The organism is Bordetella sp. BOR01 (assembly GCF_019218885.1).
Classification (GTDB): domain Bacteria; phylum Pseudomonadota; class Gammaproteobacteria; order Burkholderiales; family Burkholderiaceae_B; genus Bordetella_A.
In genome coordinates this window covers 355,710-372,343 of the sequence record NZ_JAHUWT010000001.1, presented here as the reverse complement: position 1 = coordinate 372,343, position 16,634 = coordinate 355,710, and the positions used below count along the sequence as shown (strand labels likewise).

18 protein-coding genes and 1 riboswitch are annotated in these 16,634 nt (G+C 67.5%); of the genes, 11 read left to right on the top strand and 7 right to left on the bottom strand.

The features are described 5' to 3' along the window. Positions 1-15: 15 nt before the first annotated feature. Together KW845_RS01715 and KW845_RS01710 are read left to right on the top strand one after the other, a co-directional pair. Positions 16-438: a nuclear transport factor 2 family protein gene (locus tag KW845_RS01715; protein WP_218368587.1), complete on the top strand. Its 423-nt coding sequence runs from the start codon at positions 16-18 to the stop codon at positions 436-438. After that, positions 416-1,552, top strand: a complete 1,137-nt coding sequence (locus tag KW845_RS01710; protein WP_370628166.1) for a YheT family hydrolase — start codon at positions 416-418, stop codon at positions 1,550-1,552. The genes KW845_RS01715 and KW845_RS01710 overlap by 23 nt, the downstream gene beginning before the upstream one ends. A gap of 190 nt (positions 1,553-1,742) precedes the next feature. Here the strand turns inward: KW845_RS01710 and KW845_RS01705 are convergent, their stop codons facing one another. Then, on the bottom strand, positions 1,743-3,254 hold the full coding sequence (locus KW845_RS01705) for a M48 family metalloprotease (RefSeq protein WP_218367450.1): 1,512 nt from the start codon (positions 3,252-3,254) through the stop codon (positions 1,743-1,745). 66 nt (positions 3,255-3,320) lie between these two features. Here KW845_RS01705 and galU point away from each other — a divergent pair, with 66 nt between their 5' ends. Next, positions 3,321-4,157 (top strand): UTP--glucose-1-phosphate uridylyltransferase GalU, encoded by an 837-nt coding sequence (galU, locus tag KW845_RS01700; RefSeq protein WP_218367449.1) that lies wholly within the window; start codon positions 3,321-3,323, stop codon positions 4,155-4,157. Between the two features lie 16 nt (positions 4,158-4,173). Here galU and KW845_RS01695 read toward each other — a convergent pair whose 3' ends face one another. After that, on the bottom strand, positions 4,174-5,064 hold the full coding sequence (locus tag KW845_RS01695; protein WP_218367448.1) for a cytochrome c oxidase assembly protein: 891 nt from the start codon (positions 5,062-5,064) through the stop codon (positions 4,174-4,176). Positions 5,065-5,166: 102 nt separating this feature from the next. Continuing rightward, positions 5,167-5,499, bottom strand: coding sequence for a hypothetical protein (locus KW845_RS01690; protein ID WP_218367447.1), 333 nt, complete (start codon positions 5,497-5,499; stop codon positions 5,167-5,169). 44 nt (positions 5,500-5,543) lie between these two features. On the opposite strand from KW845_RS01690, the gene KW845_RS01685 reads away from it, so the two are divergent. Next, positions 5,544-5,822: a hypothetical protein gene (locus KW845_RS01685; protein ID WP_218367446.1), complete on the top strand. Its 279-nt coding sequence runs from the start codon at positions 5,544-5,546 to the stop codon at positions 5,820-5,822. 72 nt (positions 5,823-5,894) lie between these two features. Here KW845_RS01685 and KW845_RS01680 read toward each other — a convergent pair whose 3' ends face one another. Then, entirely contained in the window at positions 5,895-6,887 is a 993-nt protein-coding gene (locus KW845_RS01680) for a sodium:calcium antiporter (RefSeq protein WP_218367445.1), read from the bottom strand. 42 nt (positions 6,888-6,929) lie between these two features. Further along, a riboswitch (yybP-ykoY riboswitch) is annotated at positions 6,930-7,104 on the bottom strand. 108 nt (positions 7,105-7,212) lie between these two features. Here KW845_RS01680 and KW845_RS01675 point away from each other — a divergent pair. After that, entirely contained in the window at positions 7,213-8,553 is a 1,341-nt protein-coding gene (locus KW845_RS01675; RefSeq protein WP_218367444.1) for an aminopeptidase P N-terminal domain-containing protein, read from the top strand. A 9-nt stretch (positions 8,554-8,562) separates the two neighbouring features. Here KW845_RS01675 and KW845_RS01670 read toward each other — a convergent pair whose 3' ends face one another. Further along, a complete protein-coding gene (locus KW845_RS01670; protein WP_218367443.1) occupies positions 8,563-9,012 on the bottom strand; it encodes a TM2 domain-containing protein in 450 nt (149 codons plus the stop codon). Between the two features lie 78 nt (positions 9,013-9,090). Between KW845_RS01670 and KW845_RS01665 the strand changes: the two genes are divergently transcribed. From KW845_RS01665 to ruvA, 6 genes are all read left to right on the top strand, one after another. Further along, on the top strand, positions 9,091-10,260 hold the full coding sequence (locus KW845_RS01665) for a UbiH/UbiF/VisC/COQ6 family ubiquinone biosynthesis hydroxylase (protein WP_218367442.1): 1,170 nt from the start codon (positions 9,091-9,093) through the stop codon (positions 10,258-10,260). Between the two features lie 55 nt (positions 10,261-10,315). Next, positions 10,316-11,341, top strand: coding sequence for a tRNA dihydrouridine synthase DusB (gene dusB / locus KW845_RS01660; RefSeq protein ID WP_218367441.1), 1,026 nt, complete (start codon positions 10,316-10,318; stop codon positions 11,339-11,341). A 36-nt stretch (positions 11,342-11,377) separates the two neighbouring features. Next, entirely contained in the window at positions 11,378-11,617 is a 240-nt protein-coding gene (locus tag KW845_RS01655; protein WP_218367440.1) for a helix-turn-helix domain-containing protein, read from the top strand. A 50-nt stretch (positions 11,618-11,667) separates the two neighbouring features. Next, positions 11,668-13,257: a bifunctional phosphoribosylaminoimidazolecarboxamide formyltransferase/IMP cyclohydrolase gene (purH, locus tag KW845_RS01650; protein ID WP_218367439.1), complete on the top strand. Its 1,590-nt coding sequence runs from the start codon at positions 11,668-11,670 to the stop codon at positions 13,255-13,257. Continuing rightward, positions 13,257-13,796, top strand: coding sequence for a crossover junction endodeoxyribonuclease RuvC (gene ruvC / locus KW845_RS01645; RefSeq protein WP_218367438.1), 540 nt, complete (start codon positions 13,257-13,259; stop codon positions 13,794-13,796). Before purH ends, ruvC begins: the two co-directional genes overlap by 1 nt. Positions 13,797-13,873: 77 nt before the next feature. Beyond that, entirely contained in the window at positions 13,874-14,449 is a 576-nt protein-coding gene (gene ruvA, locus KW845_RS01640) for a Holliday junction branch migration protein RuvA (protein WP_218367437.1), read from the top strand. A gap of 136 nt (positions 14,450-14,585) precedes the next feature. Here ruvA and KW845_RS01635 read toward each other — a convergent pair whose 3' ends face one another. After that, on the bottom strand, positions 14,586-15,503 hold the full coding sequence (locus tag KW845_RS01635) for a complex I NDUFA9 subunit family protein (protein ID WP_218367436.1): 918 nt from the start codon (positions 15,501-15,503) through the stop codon (positions 14,586-14,588). Positions 15,504-15,576: 73 nt separating this feature from the next. Further along, complete coding sequence (locus KW845_RS01630; RefSeq protein WP_218367435.1) at positions 15,577-16,542, bottom strand: threo-3-hydroxy-L-aspartate ammonia-lyase; 966 nt, start codon at positions 16,540-16,542, stop codon at positions 15,577-15,579. Between the last annotated feature and the right edge of the window lie 92 nt (positions 16,543-16,634).

Genomic DNA, 16,634 nt, shown 5'->3' with positions numbered 1-16,634 from the left:
TGCGTGCCCGCCCCCATGTTCGCCACGCCTGAAGAAGCCGAGCAAGCGTTTTACGAAGCGCTCGAACAAGCCGATACCGTCCGCCTGATGCAAATCTGGGCCGACGACGAGGAAGTCGTCTGCATCCACCCGGGCGGACTACGCGCGGTCGGCCATACGGCGGTGCAGGAATCGTGGCAACAGACACTGGCGGCGGGCCCGCTGCATATCCGGCCGCTGCGCCCTCTCATCATGCAAAGCATGATGTGCTCGGTGCACACCCTGGTCGAACAAGTGACCGTGCGCACGCGCGGGGGCACGCAGTACGCCAACTGCTACGCCACCAATGTCTATCACAAAGGGCCCGCGGGATGGCGCATGGTCGTGCACCATGCATCGCCGGCGCCTGCCGACGCCGGGGTACTCGACTTGCACGATGTCCCCGACCGGCTGCACTGACCGGGTAGATCGCTTGGCCACCGCCCGACTCGATACCTCGCCCTGCCCTGTTCCCGCCTGGCTGCCCGATCGTCATAGCCAGACGATCTATGCCGCCTTCCTGGCGCAGCACCACCAGATCGCCTTCGTGCGCCAGCGCGTCGACACGCCCGACACCGATTTCATCGATATCGACTGGACCGGGCCCGGGCTGTTCCCGCACAAGCGTGCCGACGGACAACCCATCGACAGCAGCGCACCGGTGGTCGCGGGCAAGACCGCTGCCGCCCGCTGGATCACCGACGCCGACTGGCCTTCGCTGCCGCAAACGCCCGACACGCCGGCCCTGTTGCTGCTGCACGGCCTGGAGGGCGGAAGCACCAGCCGCTATGCCCAGTCCATCGCCCATCATTTCCGGGCACGTGGCTGGATCGTGGCGGTGGCGCATTTCCGGGGCTGTTCGGGTACGCCCAACCGCCTGGCGCGCGCCTATTATTCGGGTGACTCCACCGAGGTGGGCTTCATGCTGGATACGGTGCGCGCGCGCATCCCGCACGCGCGCTGGCATGCGGTGGGCGTTTCGCTGGGCGGCAACGCGCTACTCAAGCACCTGGGCGAACAAGGCAGCAATGTGTCGTGGCTGGCGGCGTGCGCCGGCGTATCGGTGCCGCTGGACCTGGTGGCCGGCGGCAACACCCTGTCGCAGGGCTTCTTCAACCGACGCTTCTACAGCGCGCACTTCCTGAAGACCATGCGGCACAAGGTGCTGGAAAAGGCGCGCCGCTTTCCCGGCTCGATCGATGTCATGCGCATTGCCCACGCGCGCGACCTGCGCGACTTCGATGACGCCTATACGGCGCCCATGCACGGTTTTCGCAACGCGCTCGATTACTGGACGCGTGCCTCGAGCAAGCCATGGCTGCCCAGCATTGCCGTGCCGACGCTGGTGCTCAATGCGCGCAACGACCCGTTCCTGCCCGAAAGCGCGCTACCCCTGCCGCGCGAATGTTCCGGCCACGTGCTGCTGCACCAGCCAGCCGAAGGCGGGCACGCCGGGTTTCCCACCGGGCCGTTCCCGGCTCACCTGGGCTGGCTGCCGCAGCGGCTGGGGCGTTTCTTCGAAACTGGAAGATAGGCCCACCCCCGAAGCGCTGGCGCGCTTCCCCCTCAAGGGGGCGACGCGTGCGGACCGGCAGAGCCGGCTCCGCAGCGTCCCCGGTCGGGCGGCACCTGCGCTATGCGGCGGGGTAGTATCTATATTGTCAGGTGTCAGGCGCCGCAGGTGCCTGACACCTGCCCAGGAAGCATCCGGCATGGCGTGCCGCTTATCCCTTGAAGCGTTCCAGCAGGTCGCGTTCGGCGGCTAGTTTGTCTTTCACTTCGCGGATCTGCACGTCGATTTGCGATTGCTCGTAGAAGTCGCCGGACAAGGTGCGCGCCTGCTGCAATTGCGATTCGGCGGCGGCGTAGGCGCCGGTCAGCACGTAATAGCGTGCCATGTCGCGGCGCGCCTGCACCGGCTGCCCGTTGCGGTCTTCGCTTTGGGCCAGCATCTGGTACAGGCCGGGCTCGTCGTCGCCCCACTGCTTGATGCGTTCGCGCAGGTAGGCCTGGGCCTCGGCATGGCGCCCGGCGCCCTGCAGGGCCTGCGCATAGGCGATACCCAGGGCGCGCTGCTGCGGCCACCGCTTGATGGCCGCCGAGGCCAGTTCCAGCGTACGGGCGCTGTCTTTGCGCGCAGCGGCCAGGTCGATCTCCAGCCGCGCCAGTTGCGGACTGCTGTGGCCGGCGCTGGCCTGGTCCAGGTAGCGCTGGGCCTCGTCCAGGCTGTTGCGCTGGAAGGCCTGCAGCGCCAGGCCGTAGTAGGCCGCCGACTGCTGCACGCCCTTCAGGGTGCGGGCGTCGTCTTGCAGTTGCTGTCCGGCGGTGCGCAGGCTGACCGCGTCGCGCCCCTGGACGACGCGCATCTTGGCGCGTATGTACCAGTAGTTGTCGCTGTCGACGTGTTGCTCGGGAGACAGGCTGCGCGCGCGGTTCTGGACATCGGACATCCGCTCGATCGACAGCGGGTGGGTGCTGGCCCAGGCACCGCCGCCCATGCCCTCGTTCAGGCGCGAGGCGCTCATCAGGCGCGAGAACATGCGCACCATGCCGTTGGGATCGTAGCCGGCCTTGGTCAGCATCTGGAAGCCGGCGCGGTCGGCCTCGCGCTCGGCATCGCGCGAGAAGCCCAATTGGCGGTTGATGGCCGCGGCCTGGCCGAACGCCGCCACCCCCATGGCCAGGTTGCCGCCCCCGCCCGCCAGGGCCGCCAGCAAGGCAGCCGCCATGCTGGCCATCATGACCACGCTGTTCTGGCTTTGCTGGGTCATGCCGCGGGCGATGTGGCGCTGCACCACGTGGCCGATTTCGTGCGCCAGCACCGAGGCCAGCTCGGATTCGCTGGTGGACGAGACGATCAGGCCGCTGTGCACCCCGATGAAGCCGCCGGGCATGGCGAAAGCATTGATTTCGGGATCCCTTACCCCGAACATCTCGACATCGGGCACCGTGCCGGGCGCATAGGCCGCCAGTTGGCGCCCCATGGTCGTCAGGTACTGGGTAAGTTCGGGATCGTTGATGTAGGTAGGATCGCGCCTGCCCTGGGCCATGATGGCTTCGCCCAACTGGCGTTCCAGCGCGGGGGAAAGGTCGGCTGACGAGGCCGCGCCCATCGATGGCAGGCCCATGGGCTGGGCCAGGGCCGGCACGACGGGCAAGGCCAGCGCCAGGCTCAGGACGCCCGCCAGCCCGCGCCTCACAATGGGATACCTGAATATCGTATGCCTGCGGTTCATGGCAATATGATAGCGACCGCCGCGAAAAGTTTAGCGGTTCACCCCAAATTTCTACCCGAGGTTCTCATGCGCCCAATCCGCAAAGCCGTTTTTCCTGTCGCAGGAATGGGCACCCGTTTTCTACCGGCCACCAAGGCCATGCCCAAGGAAATGCTGCCGGTGGTCGATAAGCCCCTGATCCAGTACGCCGTGGAAGAAGCCGTGGCCGCCGGTATCACCGACCTGATTTTCGTCACCGGGCGCAACAAACGCGCCATCGAAGATCACTTCGACTCGGCCCCCGAACTGGAAGCCGACCTGGAAAGCAAGGGCAAGCACGAGCTGCTGGCCATGGTGCGCGGCATTCTGCCGTCGCATGTCAATTGCCTGTATATCCGCCAGTCCGCCCCGCTGGGCTTGGGCCACGCCGTGCTGACGGCCGCCCCCGCCGTGGGCAACGAGCCCTTCGCCGTGCTGCTGGCCGATGACCTGATCGACGCCGACACGCCGGTGCTGAAGCAACTGATCGACGCATCATATGCGAACGATGCCAGCGTGCTGGGCGTGCAGGATGTCCCGCGCGAAGACACGCGCAAGTACGGCATCGTGGCGGCGCGCTCGCCCAACGACCGCACCACCCGCATCACGCATATCGTCGAGAAGCCGGCGCCCGAAGATGCTCCGTCGACGCTGGCGGTGGTGGGCCGCTATGTGCTGGAGCCCGAGATCTTCGACCACCTGCGTGCCACCCAGATCGGGGCCGGCAACGAAATCCAGCTTACCGACGGGATTGCATCGCTGATGGGTACCCACCCGGTCTATGCGCACCGCTACGAAGGACAGCGCTACGACTGTGGCAGCAAGGCGGGAATGTTCCAGGCCACCGTGGCCCTGGGCCGCAAGTACCACGGGCTGGTGGCATGACCGCCACCCCGGCGCATCAGGGGCTGGCCGCGGCCTGATCGGCGCCGGCCTCGGCACATTCGCGCGCGCGGGCACGATCCCGGGCCTGGCGGTCTTCGGGCCGCAGGCGGCCCTTGCCCGACAGGCGCATCAGGGTACCCAGCGCCACCATCAGGCCAAACACCTCGACCATGGCGGCGGGAATCCACATGGTCAGCCCGCCGATGGTCTGGTCGGTCTGGGCCGACATGGCGATGGCGCGGCCGCAGAGCTCGAACAAGGGGTAGATGTCGGATTCAGTGAAGGCGATGACGGCGCCTGCCACCATCTGCGGCGCCATGGTCAGCACGGGCGACAGCACCCGGCCGCCGGGGCTCATGGCCGCGGGCGGGCTGGGCCGCCGGTCGAGGATCAGGTTCCAGTACATGAACCCGCTGATCACCACCGACCAGTTCATCAAGCGGTACAGGCGCCAGTCGAGCATGGAATAGAACTGCACCGACGGGATCAGCCAGACCAGCACCAGGAACACGAACAGCGCCGGCACGAAATACTTGTTGGTCAGCACCGCCACCAGCGCGCGGCCGGTGCGCGTACGCAGGAAGTCGCGCAGCCGCAGCCGCCAGGCCATGGGCAGGCCCGCGCGCATTACCGACCCCGGGAACGCCGCCATGACCAGCAGCGGCCCCAGGTGATGCAGGACCAGGTGCTGGATTCGGTGGATGAAGAACATGCGCTCGGCGTAATAGTCGACCCGGGTGTGCAGCGACAGGTACAGCAGCACCATGCCGGCCCAGAACAGGAACTGGCGCGCCCCGTTGACCCGGTGCACGCGTTGGCCGCGCACGAACAGTACGATGGCTGCCAAGAAGGCAGCCACCAGGGTGGGGGAAAATTCCCACGGTACGAGCCAACCGAGCCGATCCATGCCTAAATCCGAAAAAACCCGACGAAAAGCGGGCTATGCGCCCCAAACGGCATTGTAGTTGAGCCACGCTGCCCGTGCGGCCAGTGGGCAGCGCGGGCAGGCTCAGGCAGCGGCGCGGGCCGAAGTGCCGAAATGGACGTGGCGCACGGCCGGGTTGGCTCGCAAGCGCCGGGCCTGCGACATGAGTTCGGACCGCAGTTCGGGCGGACAATTCACCGTGATGCAAGCAGAGGCGAAATCGGCGTCGCGGCCAGAATCGATTTGAAACTGCGCCACATCGAGGCCGGCGGCACCGAAATCCAGGCATATCTGCTTGCGTACGGCACCCAGGGCATCGCGCGGGCACACGATAGTCAGGCGCGACATACCCTGGCGGCGGTTGATCGCGGCGCGATCCACGCCGGCACGGCGCATGAAGAGGTCGAATAAACGCATGGCAGCCTCCCTAGAGCAGGGGAGCGATTCGTGCGAATACGCGCGTGCCCGCAGCGGCAGGCGGCGGCGCACGATACGCGCGCGACGACGCAAGCTGCGACGACACAGCAACGGTTCTGGCGGTTTTGCGGGAAGTTGGCGGCAAAGAACCTACCGCCACAAACCACACCCTGCGCTGGCAGGATGCGGCAGAAGGAGTTTCTGCGTGGATCCTGTCAGGCAGCGACGTCGATGCAAGATCGACTACTGTCGCCGGAATCGGTATTCACAGAACAACTCCGTATGATGTAAACACGTTGATTTTACGTGATTTTCTGATCTAGAACAAGGGTTTTCCCGGTTTTGGCACCTAATACGCAACAGTGAGCCATGGCTGGGCGGCAGGCATGGCCCGGTCAGCGCACGAAGTGCCAACCCAGGTACAGGGCAAACAGTCCGTAGAACCCTCCAACCGTGGACAACACCGGCACGCTCATGCCGGCCCGGCGGAACCGCAACCACAGCAGCGAGATCGACAGCAAGGTGACCAGGCCGGCCGCCACCAGCGGGCCGTCGAGCAGCCAGGGCGTCAGGAAGATGCCCAGCGCGCTGGGGATCGTGGCCTGGATCATCATGGCGCCGGAAATGTTCGCCAGCGCCAGCCGCTCTTTGCCCTGCCGCACCCAGATCAGGGCATTCATGATCTCGGGGAGCTCGGTGGCCATCGGCGCCAGCAGCAGCGCCGCCAAGTGGGGCGAGGCGCCCATGGCGATACCCAGCAATTCGATCTGGCGCACGAAGATATGCGAGGCGCCGGCAATCACCAGCAATGCCAGCGCCGTCTGGATACAGGCCCAGGCCATCGACGGATCGTCATCGCGCGGGCGCAGTTTCAGGGGTGCCAGGTCATCGCAGTCCAGGCACGCTTCATCGTTGGATAATTCACGCTTGACGTACAGCGCGTACACCCCCAGGAACACCAGCCCCAGCCAGGGCTTCCAGGCGAACGCCACCAGCCCCAGGCCGACCTTGGCCACGAACACGCCCATGAACCATGCCTGGTCGCGCGCCAGCCGCTGCTGGTCGGCATTGATGCGGGCGGCGCCGCGCCCACCGCGCCACAGGGCCAAGCCCACCACGGCATAGGCCAAGGTGGCCAGCACCAGCGGCCCGCCCATGGCGGCGCCCACGCCGATGTCCTTCTGCTCGGGTGTGGTCCCGAACACCACTGCCATGAAGGTCACCGCGCTTTCGGGCAGCGCCGTGCCAAAGGCGGCCAGCACCGTGCCGGTGGCGGTAACGCCCAGCTTGAGCCGATGGCCGACCCATTCGATGCCATTGACGAAGTATTCGCAGGCAAAGTAAATGACCAGGGCCGACAGGAAAAACAGGAACAGGGTGAGCAGCATGACGCGCAGCCGGACGAGCAGATACCAATGGCGCAACGGTGCGGCTCGCCCGGCTGGCGTGAACGCATCGCGGCCAAAGGTCTCGCCGGGCAGGTCCGGGCGGCGGGCGAAGCCGTCGCACGGGAACCGTCAGCGCCATGGGGTACGAAACCACCAAGTCTGTTGACGCTGACTCCTTTGGGGACTCAAAGGATGGCTACTCCCCAATGACAGTGGCGCGGATTGTAGCAGGAGGCCCAATGCCCGGCCAGCACGCCGGCGCGGTAAAGTAGGCGTGTTCTTCGTCTGGCCCGGCCTGTTGCCCGGCCCCTGATCACTGCCCGCCATGAGCCTGCCTGCCACCGACATCGCCCCCTACGCTGACCGGCGCCGCCGCCTGCTCGCCCACCTGCGCGCGGCCGGGGGGGGCATCGCCGTGCTGGCCACCGCGCCGCACGCCATGCGCAACCGCGATACTGAATACCCCTATCGCCACGACAGCGACTTTTACTACCTGACCGGTTTTACCGAGCCGGACGCATGGCTGGTGCTGGTGGCGGGCGCCTTCGACCGGGCGATCCTGTTCTGCCGCGCCCGGCATCCTGAACAGGAAACATGGGAAGGCTATCGGTGCGGACCCGAACTGGCAGCGCAGCGCTACGGGTTCGACGCGGCGCATGCCATCGACGAGCTCGACGAACTGATGCCCGCCCTGCTGCTGGACCAGCCCGCCCTGTACCGCTCTTTTGCCGCGGCCGGGCCAGTCGAGCGCAAGCTGCGCCGCTGGCAGGCCGAGGCCGAGCAGCAGGGCCGCGGCCGGCGCCAGCCGCCGGCGCACATCCACGACCTGAGGCCGGTGCTGGCCGACATGCGGCTGGTGAAGGATGCCAGCGAAATCGCGGCCATGCGCCAGGCCGCGCGCATTTCCGCCGGCGCCCATGCGCGCGCCATGCGCGCCACGCGCGCAGGGCTGCACGAATACGAGCTGGAAGCGGAATTGCTGTACGAATTTCGCCGCCATGGCGCGCAAGCGCCGGCCTACCCCAGCATCGTCGCCGCCGGCGCCAATGCCTGCGTGCTGCATTACGCCGCGGGCGATACGGTATTGCGCGACGGTGAACTGGTGCTGATCGACGCGGGGTGCGAGGTCGACAGCTATGCGTCCGACGTAACGCGCACGTTTCCGGTCAACGGCCATTTCAGCGGCCCGCAACGTGCCCTGTACGACCTGACGAAGGCGGCCCAAGAGGCCGCCGTGGCCGCAACGGCACCGGGCCGCGCCTGGAACGATGCCCACGAAGCCGCGGTGCGGGTGCTGGCCCAAGGCATGCTGGACGAAGGCTTGCTGCAAGGGTCGCTGGATGGCGTGATCGAGTCCGGAACCTATACCCGCTTCTATATGCACCGCACCGGGCATTGGCTGGGCCTGGACGTGCATGACGCCGGCGACTATCGCGCCGGGCCGGCCTCGGGCGAAGAACGGCCGTGGCGCACGCTGGAGCCGGGCATGGTCTTGACCATCGAGCCTGGCATCTACGTGCGCGCCGCCGATGACGTGCCGCGACAATTCTGGGACATCGGCATCCGCATCGAAGACGATGCGCTGGTCACCGAGGAAGGCTGTGAACTGATCACGCGCGGCGTGCCGGTGGATGCGCGCGAGATCGAGGCGCTGATGCGCGAATGAGCGCGGCCCTCAGAGCACGTACCCGTCCAGCCAGCCCATGACCGTCCAGGTGTACACCACCACCATCGCCACCGCAAACATGCCCATGGTGGCCCCCACCAGCGTGCCCATGATGGCCACCAGCACCGGCCCCCAGCCGGTATGCGTCACCCGGCCATGGGCGGGGTTGTAGAGACGATCGAATTTCTCGTCCGGCATCAGGCTGAACACCACCCCTTCGATGAAACCGTCGATCATCGGAATGAAGACCAGGAAGAAGGCCGGATTGTCGTACCACACCGGAAACCGCGATGCCGCCACCAGGCACGCGATGGCGGCCAGGGTGACCAGCCAGGCATGGCGGCGGCCCAGGTACCACCAGTGCGCCCCCAGCCATCCGAACAGGCAGGCCAGCAGGCCCAGCACCACTTTGTTGCGCGGTCGGGCGGCGGAGGCAGAGAAGGTCGGGGCTGATGGCATATCGGAACAGGAAGAATCGCGGCAAGGCGCGAACAAGCACAGGACGCCCGCGATTGTAGTGGACGGTAGAATTCCAGCATGACTCAGCCTGCCTACGATATCGCCATCCTGGGCGCCGGCCCGGTCGGCCGCGTGCTGGCGTTGCTGCTGGCCCGCCATGCCGCGCGGCCCGAGCGCATCGCCCTGCTGGCCGGGACGCCGCCCGCGCCCGACGGATCGGCGGCCGCGATCCCGGCCGCCGATCCGCGCGTGCTGGCGCTGAACCACGGCAGCCGCGTGCTGCTCGAATCGTTGCACGCCTGGCCCGGGCGCGCCGCCGATATCCGTACCGTGCATGTGTCGCAGCGCGGCCGGCTGGGCAGCACCCTGATCCAGTGCAACGACTTCCAGGTGCCGCGCCTGGGCAGCACGGTCTCGTACGCCGAATTGCACGCCGTGCTGCTGGACCGCGTGCAAGCCAGTGGCGTGACCGTGCTGCACGGGCCGCCAGCCCACGTGCAGGGCCAGGACAACCGGGGCATCACCGTGCGGCAGGGCGATGCCGAGCTGCACTGCGGCGTTGCCGTCCTGTCCGACGGCAGCGGCGCCAACGACCTGCGCCGCGAATACGGCCAGCATGCCGTCATCACCAGCGCGCAAGCCACCCTGCCCCGCCCGGGCTGGGCCTGGGAACGCTTCACCAACGAAGGCCCGCTGGCCCTGCTGCCGCACCCGCAGCAGGCACGGGCCTATTCGGTGGTGTGGTGCAGCGCCCCGGCGCGGGCCGCCGAACTGGCGCAACTGGACAACGCCGCCTTCTCGGCCGCCCTGAGCGCCGCGTTCGGCACGCGCCTGGGGCGCCTGTCCAGCCAGGCGCCGCGGCACATTTTTCCGCTGGCCCTCAACGCGCGGCGCGCGCTTACCCAAGGCCGCCAGGCGGCTATCGGCAATGCCGCCCAGACGCTGCACCCGGTGGCCGGCCAGGGCCTGAACCTGGGGCTGCGCGATGCGGCCCGGCTGGCCCAAGGGTTGGCCGGCTGGCTGCTCGACCCCGGCACCGATCCTGGCCCCGCGCTGGCCGCCTTCGCGCGTGCCCGCCGCGCCGACCGCTGGATTACCGCCGGCCTTACCGACCTGATGCCGCGTGCCTTCGCCACCGGCCTGGCTCCCGTCGAGCACGCCTGCGGCCTGGGCCTGCTGGCCCTGGACCTGGCCGCGCCGCTGCGTGCGCCGCTGGCACGCCATCTGCTGCAAGGGCTGCGCGCCTAAACCGCGCCCGCCGCCGATCAATAAGCGTCAAACGAAGGCGGGTAAAATCCCGTCTATGCGCATCGGCCCCTGGACCCTACCCAACAACGTGCTGGTCGCCCCCATGGCGGGGGTGACCGACCGGCCTTTCCGCCAGCTGTGCAAGCGGCTGGGGGCGGGTCATGCGGTATCGGAAATGGCCGCCAGCAACCCGCGCCTGTGGGATAGCGTCAAGACTTCGCGCCGCCTGAACCACGACGGCGAAATCGCCCCGGTGGCGGTGCAGATAGCGGGCGCCGACCCCGCCATGATGGCCGAAGCGGCCGCCTTCAATGCCGCGCGGGGCGCGCGCATCATCGACATCAACATGGGTTGCCCCGTTAAAAAGGTGTGCAACCTGGCCTCGGGTTCGGCGTTGCTGCGCGATGAAGACCTGGTCGCCCGCATCCTGGACGCCGTGGTGGCCGCCTGCGCCCCGCTGGGCGTGCCCGTTACCCTGAAAACCCGCACGGGCTGGGACCGGGAACATCGCAACGCGCTGCGCGTGGCCCGCCGCGCCCAGGACGCCGGCATCGCCGCCCTGGCCCTGCACGGCCGCACCCGCGCCGACCTGTACACGGGCGAAGCCGAATACGACACCATCCGGGCCGTCAAGGCCGAGCTTTCCATTCCGGTGATCGCCAATGGCGACATCGACAGCCCCGAGAAAGCGCGCCGCGTCCTGGATTACACTGGCGCCGACGCGGTCATGATCGGCCGGGCGGCCCAGGGCCGGCCCTGGATCTTCCGCGAAATCGACCATTACCTGCGCACGGGCGACATGCTGGCGCCCCCTTCCCACGAAGAAATGCGCGACTTGCTGCTCGAGCACCTGCACGACCATTACCGCTTCTATGGCGAGCACACCGGCGTGCGCTCGGCGCGCAAGCATATCGGCTGGTACATCGACGGCCTGCCCGGCGCGGACTCGTTCCGCGACCGCATGAACCTTATCGACAACACCCGCGACCAGTGGCGGGCCGTGTCCGATTGGTTCGACGATCTTGTGCGCGGCGGGCCGGCATCACCCGCCCCTGCCGCGCACCCCCTGCTGGCGGCGTGATCCGCCACCCACCTCCAACTATAAATATTTGTACTCATGAGCAAGAAAGATGTCCTGGAAGACTGCGTGCGTGCCAGCCTGGAACGCTATTTCGAAGACTTGGGCGATTCCGAGCCCCACGATATGTGGGACATGGTGATGCGATGCGTCGAACGCCCAGTGCTCGAAGTTGCCCTGGAGCGCTCCGGCGGCAACCAGTCGCGGGCATCTGAAATGCTGGGCATCACCCGCAACACCCTGCGCAAGAAACTGCAGGCGCACAATCTCCAGCCCTGAGCGCGCGACTGGCGCTCCCGTCCGCTTTCCTTCATTTCAACCGCCCCACCATGAAAATCGAAACCGCCCTGCTCTCGGTGTCCGACAAGACCGGCATCGTCGAATTCGCCCGTGCACTCGCTTCGCGCGGCGTGCGCCTGCTGTCGACCGGCGGCACCGCGCGCCTGCTGGCAGAATCCGGCCTGGCCGTGACCGAAGTCGCCGCCCACACGGGCTCGCCCGAGATCCTGGACGGCCGCGTCAAGACGCTGCATCCCAAGATTCACGGCGGCCTGCTGGCGCGCCGCGACAGTGCCGAGCACCTGGACACCATCGCCCGGCACGGCATCGACCGCATCGACATGCTGGTGGTGAACCTGTACCCGTTTCGCGAGACCATCGCCCGGCCCGACTGCTCGTTCGCCGACGCGGTCGAGAACATCGACATCGGCGGCCCGGCGATGCTGCGCGCGGCCGCCAAGAACCACGGCACTGATGCCGGCGGCGTGACGGTCGTGATCGACCCGGCCGACTATTCCCGCGTGCTGGCTGAAATGGACCAGGGCGGCGCCACCTCGTACGCGCTGCGCCTGGAAATGGCCGCCAAGACCTACGCCCACACCGCCGCCTACGATGGCGCCATCGCCGGCTACCTGACCAGCCTGGCCGAGCCGGCGCCGGCGCAGGATGCCGTACCGGCCCGCCACGACTGGCCGGGCACGCTGACCCTGCAAGTGCACCAGGCCCAGGCCCTGCGCTACGGCGAAAACCCCCACCAGCAGGCGGCCTTCTACATCGACAGCCCGCGCGCCGCTGGCCTGCTGGGCAATTACCGTCAATTGCAGGGCAAGGAGCTTTCGTACAACAACATCGCCGACGCCGACGCTGCCTGGGAATGCGTGCGCAGCTTCGACACGCCGGCATGCGTGATCGTCAAGCACGCCAATCCGTGCGGTGTGGCGGTGGCGCAAGACACCCTGCATGCGTACCAGCAGGCGTTCAAGACCGACCCTACCTCGGCCTTCGGCGGCATCATCGCTTTCAACCGTCCGGTCGATGCGGCCACGGCCGAGGCGGTCAGCGGCCAGTTCCTGGAAGTCTTGCTGGCGCCGGGCTACGACGGCGCGGCATTGGCCGTCCTGGCCGCCAAGAAGAACGTGCGGGTGCTGGAAATACCCACCGGTGCCGGCCACAACGACTTCGACATCAAGCGGGTGGGCGGCGGCTGGCTGGTACAGACGCCCGACTCGTACAACGTGCCGCGCGATGCGTTCAAGGTCGCGACCAAGCGCAAGCCCACCGACCAGGAAATGGACGACCTGGCCTTTGCCTGGAAAGTGGCCAAGTACGTCAAATCGAATGCCATCGTGTTCACCGGCGGCGGCATGACGCTGGGCGTGGGCGCAGGGCAAATGAGCCGCGTCGACTCTGCCCGCATCGCCGCCATCAAGGCCGAGAACGCCGGCCTGACGCTGCAGGGTTCGGCTGTGGCGTCGGATGCGTTCTTCCCGTTTCGCGATGGCCTGGACGTGGTGGTGGCGGCCGGCGCCACCTGCGTGATCCAGCCCGGCGGCAGCATGCGCGATGACGAAGTCATCGCCGCGGCCGACGAGCACGGCATCGCCATGGTACTGACCGGCACCCGGCATTTCCGTCACTGATGCGCGTACTCGGCATCGACCCCGGCCTGCGCCGCACCGGCTTCGGCGTGATCGATGCCGAAGGCATGCGGCTGCGCTATGTGGCCAGCGGCACCATCGTGGTGCCGCCGGCGCTGACACTGCCCGAGCGCCTGAAGGTCATCCTGGACAACCTGCGAGAAGTGGCGCGCGAGACCCGCCCCGACGTGGCCGCGCTGGAAATCGTCTTCCTGAACACCAACCCGGCCTCGACCCTGCTGCTGGGCCAGGCGCGCGGCGCAGCGCTATGCGCATTGGCCGACAGCCAGCTGGCGGTGCACGAATACACCGCGCTGCAGATCAAGAAGGCGGTGGTGGGTACCGGCCGCGCGGCCAAGGAACAAGTACAGATGATGGTGCAGCGCCTGCTGTCGCTGGACGGCACGCCGGCCCCCGACTCGGCCGACGCCCTGGCCTGTGCCATCTGCCATGCCCACGTCGGGCCGTTGCAGGCGCGGCTGGGGGCCTCGGCCGGGCTCGGCAGCGGCGCCCGCCTGCGCGGCGGCCGCCTGGTGGGCTGACCGCAGCGCGGCGCACCGTTTAGAATGCGGGCAGGCGCGCGCGGCGCGCTTCTCTTTCCTTTGCTGGCACCCGCACCATGATCGGACGCATCACCGGAACCCTGATCGAAAAACTGCCGCCCACCATTTGCGTGGACGTCAACGGCCTGGGTTATGACATCGAGGTGCCCATGAGCACCCTTTATGCCCTGCCCGAAACCGGCGCGCGGGTCACCCTGCACACGCACCTGACGGTACGCGAAGACGCGCACATTCTGTATGGCTTTGCCACCGCCGCCGAGCGCAGCGCGTTCCGCGAACTGATCAAGGTCAGCGGTATCGGCGCGCGCACGGCGCTGTCCGTGCTGTCGGGCCTGTCGGTGGGCGACCTGGCACAGGCCATCACATTGCAGGAATCGGGCCGCCTGACGCGCGTGCCCGGCATCGGCAAGAAAACCGCCGAACGGCTGCTGCTGGAAATGCGCGGCAAGCTGGGCGCCGATATCGGCGGGGCCGCCGCCCATGCGATCCCCGACAACCAGACCGACATCCTGAATGCATTGCTGGCGCTGGGGTATTCGGACAAGGAATCCCAGGCCGCACTGAAAAAACTGCCCGAGGGTACAGGTGTTTCGGACGGGATTCGGTTGGCGTTGAAGGCGTTGGTGCGGTAATGATGGGATGCTTGCTGTTTTGCGGCGGCTGATTTTTCTTTCGACGTCGGGTCGGGGGTTGCTTTTATGCATGCTGTTGCGCGAATGCTTCCAACGGGCGGGCAGGCCGTCCGAAGGGCACCGTAAACCCTGGGCCTCAGCCGCTCTTCAAATACCCGGGCACGACCGCCTCCATGCTGATGGGCACGACACCTAGTTCAGCCGCCAAGGGGCCGGAGCAGGTGTTGTCGACGGTAAGCGAGGCCAGGTTGTCACGCGAGACGAGGGGATCGCCGGGCAGGCATTCGAACAACAGGGCCTGCAGGCGCCCCAGCCCCATGGGCATCGGCCATACGGACCGCGGATGGCCGCTCCACAAGGCGCACAGGCGCGCGATGTCGCCCAGCGTGTGCACCTGCGGCCCGCCCAGTTCATAGGTACGGCCGGCAGTGTGCGAATTGCCCAGTGCCGATTCGAGGGCAATGGCGACATCGCCAACATGGATGGGTTGCATGCGTGCATCGGCGCCGGCCATGGGAATGACCGGCAGCCAGCGCGCCAGACGCGCAAACAGGGTGGTCAGGTGGTCGTCGGGGCCGAACACGACCGAAGGGCGAAAAATGGTGCAGGCGCCCTCGGGCCAGTTGGCGTACGCATCGTGCAGGGCGGCTTCGCCATCGCCCTTGGACCGCAGGTACATGCTGGGCCCGGATGAATCGGCGCCCAGGGCGCTGATGTGCAGCAGGCGCCGCACGCCGCGGCGGCGACAGGCTTGGGCGATGCGCTGCGGCAGTTGGACGTGCACGCGTGCGAAGCCCGCGCCATAAGGCTGGCCGCGCCCCCCGTGCAGAATGCCCACCAGGTTGATGACGGCATCGCATTCATGCAGCAGGCGGTCGAGCGCGGTGTCGTCGTGCACGTCGGCTTCGAGCAGCGTGAGCGTGGGCAGCAATTGCAGATCGCGCCCGCGGCCATACTGGCGCGTGGGCACGATGAGAACATGGCCGCGGGCTGCCAGCCGAGCCGCCACATGCCGGCCAATGAAGCCGGTACCGCCGATGAGCAGGATACGCATTGCCGCTGCCCCTGTTCTGACAAACTGGTAAGGCCATTCTGCCCTGTGCCGCTGCCGGCCGCAAGGGCGCAGGTCAGCCCGCCAGCAGTTTGGCGTAGCTGGCCAGGTCGACGTTGCCGCCGCTGATGATCACGCCCACCCGCTTGCCGGGCACCGCAACCGCCTGCTGCAGCACGGCGGCGGTCGACAGGCAGCCGGTGGGCTCGACGACGATCTTCATGCGTTCGGCGAAGAACTTCATGGTGTCGACCAACTGCGCGTCGGTGACGGTGACGATGTCTTTGACGTGCTGCTGGATCACCGGGAACGTCAGTTTCCCCAGGTGCGTGGTGACGGCGCCGTCGGCCAGCGATTTGGGCGTGGCGATCTGTACGATCTCGCCCTTGCGCAGCGATTGCTGCCCGTCGTTGCCGGCCTCGGGCTCGACGCCATAGACTGCGCAGGCCGGGCTGAGGGCGTGGGCCGACAGGGCCGAGCCCGCCAGCAGCCCGCCCCCGCCCAGACAGACGAACAAGGCGTCCAGCGGGCCGACTTCTTCGAACAGCTCTTTGGCGGCCGTGCCCTGCCCCGCGATCACGTCGGCGTGGTCGTAGGGGGGAATCAGCGTGGCGCCGGTCTCGGCCTGGATGCGCCGCGCAACGGCCTCGCGGTCGTCGGTATAGCGGTCGTAGGTGACGACGTGGCCGCCATAGCCTTCGGTGGCGGCGCGCTTGGCCGCGGGGGCGTCCAGCGGCATGATGATGGTGGCGCGCACGCCCAGCAGGCGCGAGGCCAGTGCAATGGCCTGCGCATGATTGCCCGATGAAAACGTCACCACGCCAGCCTCGCGCTGCGACGGCGTCAGGCGGGCAATGGCGTTGTAGCCCCCACGGAATTTGAAGGCGCCCATGCGCTGCAGGTTTTCGCACTTGAAGAACACCTGGGCGCCGGTGCGGGCGTCGGCGGTGGACGAGGTCAGCACCGGAGTGCGGTGCGCGACGCCAGCCAGGGTTTCGCTGGCGCGGACGACGTCGTCGTAAGTGGGCAGTGCGGCGGACATGGGGTTTCCTTCAAGACAAGATAGCGAACGGGATCATGATATCGCCAGTTCGCTGTTTGCATTTCCTGATTTGGATTTGCCAGTTTGCATTT

What these genes read in the sequence shown, in the direction of transcription:
- KW845_RS01715 (WP_218368587.1), top strand. Translation starts at nt 16, where the DNA reads ATGTTCGCCACGCCTGAAGAAGCCGAGCAAGCGTTTTACGAAGCGCTC.
- KW845_RS01710 (WP_370628166.1), top strand. Translation starts at nt 416, where the DNA reads ATGTCCCCGACCGGCTGCACTGACCGGGTAGATCGCTTGGCCACCGCC.
- KW845_RS01705 (WP_218367450.1), bottom strand. Translation starts at nt 3,254, where the DNA reads ATGAACCGCAGGCATACGATATTCAGGTATCCCATTGTGAGGCGCGGG.
- galU (WP_218367449.1), top strand. Translation starts at nt 3,321, where the DNA reads ATGCGCCCAATCCGCAAAGCCGTTTTTCCTGTCGCAGGAATGGGCACC.
- KW845_RS01695 (WP_218367448.1), bottom strand. Translation starts at nt 5,064, where the DNA reads ATGGATCGGCTCGGTTGGCTCGTACCGTGGGAATTTTCCCCCACCCTG.
- KW845_RS01690 (WP_218367447.1), bottom strand. Translation starts at nt 5,499, where the DNA reads ATGCGTTTATTCGACCTCTTCATGCGCCGTGCCGGCGTGGATCGCGCC.
- KW845_RS01680 (WP_218367445.1), bottom strand. Translation starts at nt 6,887, where the DNA reads ATGCTGCTCACCCTGTTCCTGTTTTTCCTGTCGGCCCTGGTCATTTAC.
- KW845_RS01675 (WP_218367444.1), top strand. Translation starts at nt 7,213, where the DNA reads ATGAGCCTGCCTGCCACCGACATCGCCCCCTACGCTGACCGGCGCCGC.
- KW845_RS01670 (WP_218367443.1), bottom strand. Translation starts at nt 9,012, where the DNA reads ATGCCATCAGCCCCGACCTTCTCTGCCTCCGCCGCCCGACCGCGCAAC.
- KW845_RS01665 (WP_218367442.1), top strand. Translation starts at nt 9,091, where the DNA reads ATGACTCAGCCTGCCTACGATATCGCCATCCTGGGCGCCGGCCCGGTC.
- dusB (WP_218367441.1), top strand. Translation starts at nt 10,316, where the DNA reads ATGCGCATCGGCCCCTGGACCCTACCCAACAACGTGCTGGTCGCCCCC.
- KW845_RS01655 (WP_218367440.1), top strand. Translation starts at nt 11,378, where the DNA reads ATGAGCAAGAAAGATGTCCTGGAAGACTGCGTGCGTGCCAGCCTGGAA.
- purH (WP_218367439.1), top strand. Translation starts at nt 11,668, where the DNA reads ATGAAAATCGAAACCGCCCTGCTCTCGGTGTCCGACAAGACCGGCATC.
- ruvC (WP_218367438.1), top strand. Translation starts at nt 13,257, where the DNA reads ATGCGCGTACTCGGCATCGACCCCGGCCTGCGCCGCACCGGCTTCGGC.
- ruvA (WP_218367437.1), top strand. Translation starts at nt 13,874, where the DNA reads ATGATCGGACGCATCACCGGAACCCTGATCGAAAAACTGCCGCCCACC.
- KW845_RS01635 (WP_218367436.1), bottom strand. Translation starts at nt 15,503, where the DNA reads ATGCGTATCCTGCTCATCGGCGGTACCGGCTTCATTGGCCGGCATGTG.
- KW845_RS01630 (WP_218367435.1), bottom strand. Translation starts at nt 16,542, where the DNA reads ATGTCCGCCGCACTGCCCACTTACGACGACGTCGTCCGCGCCAGCGAA.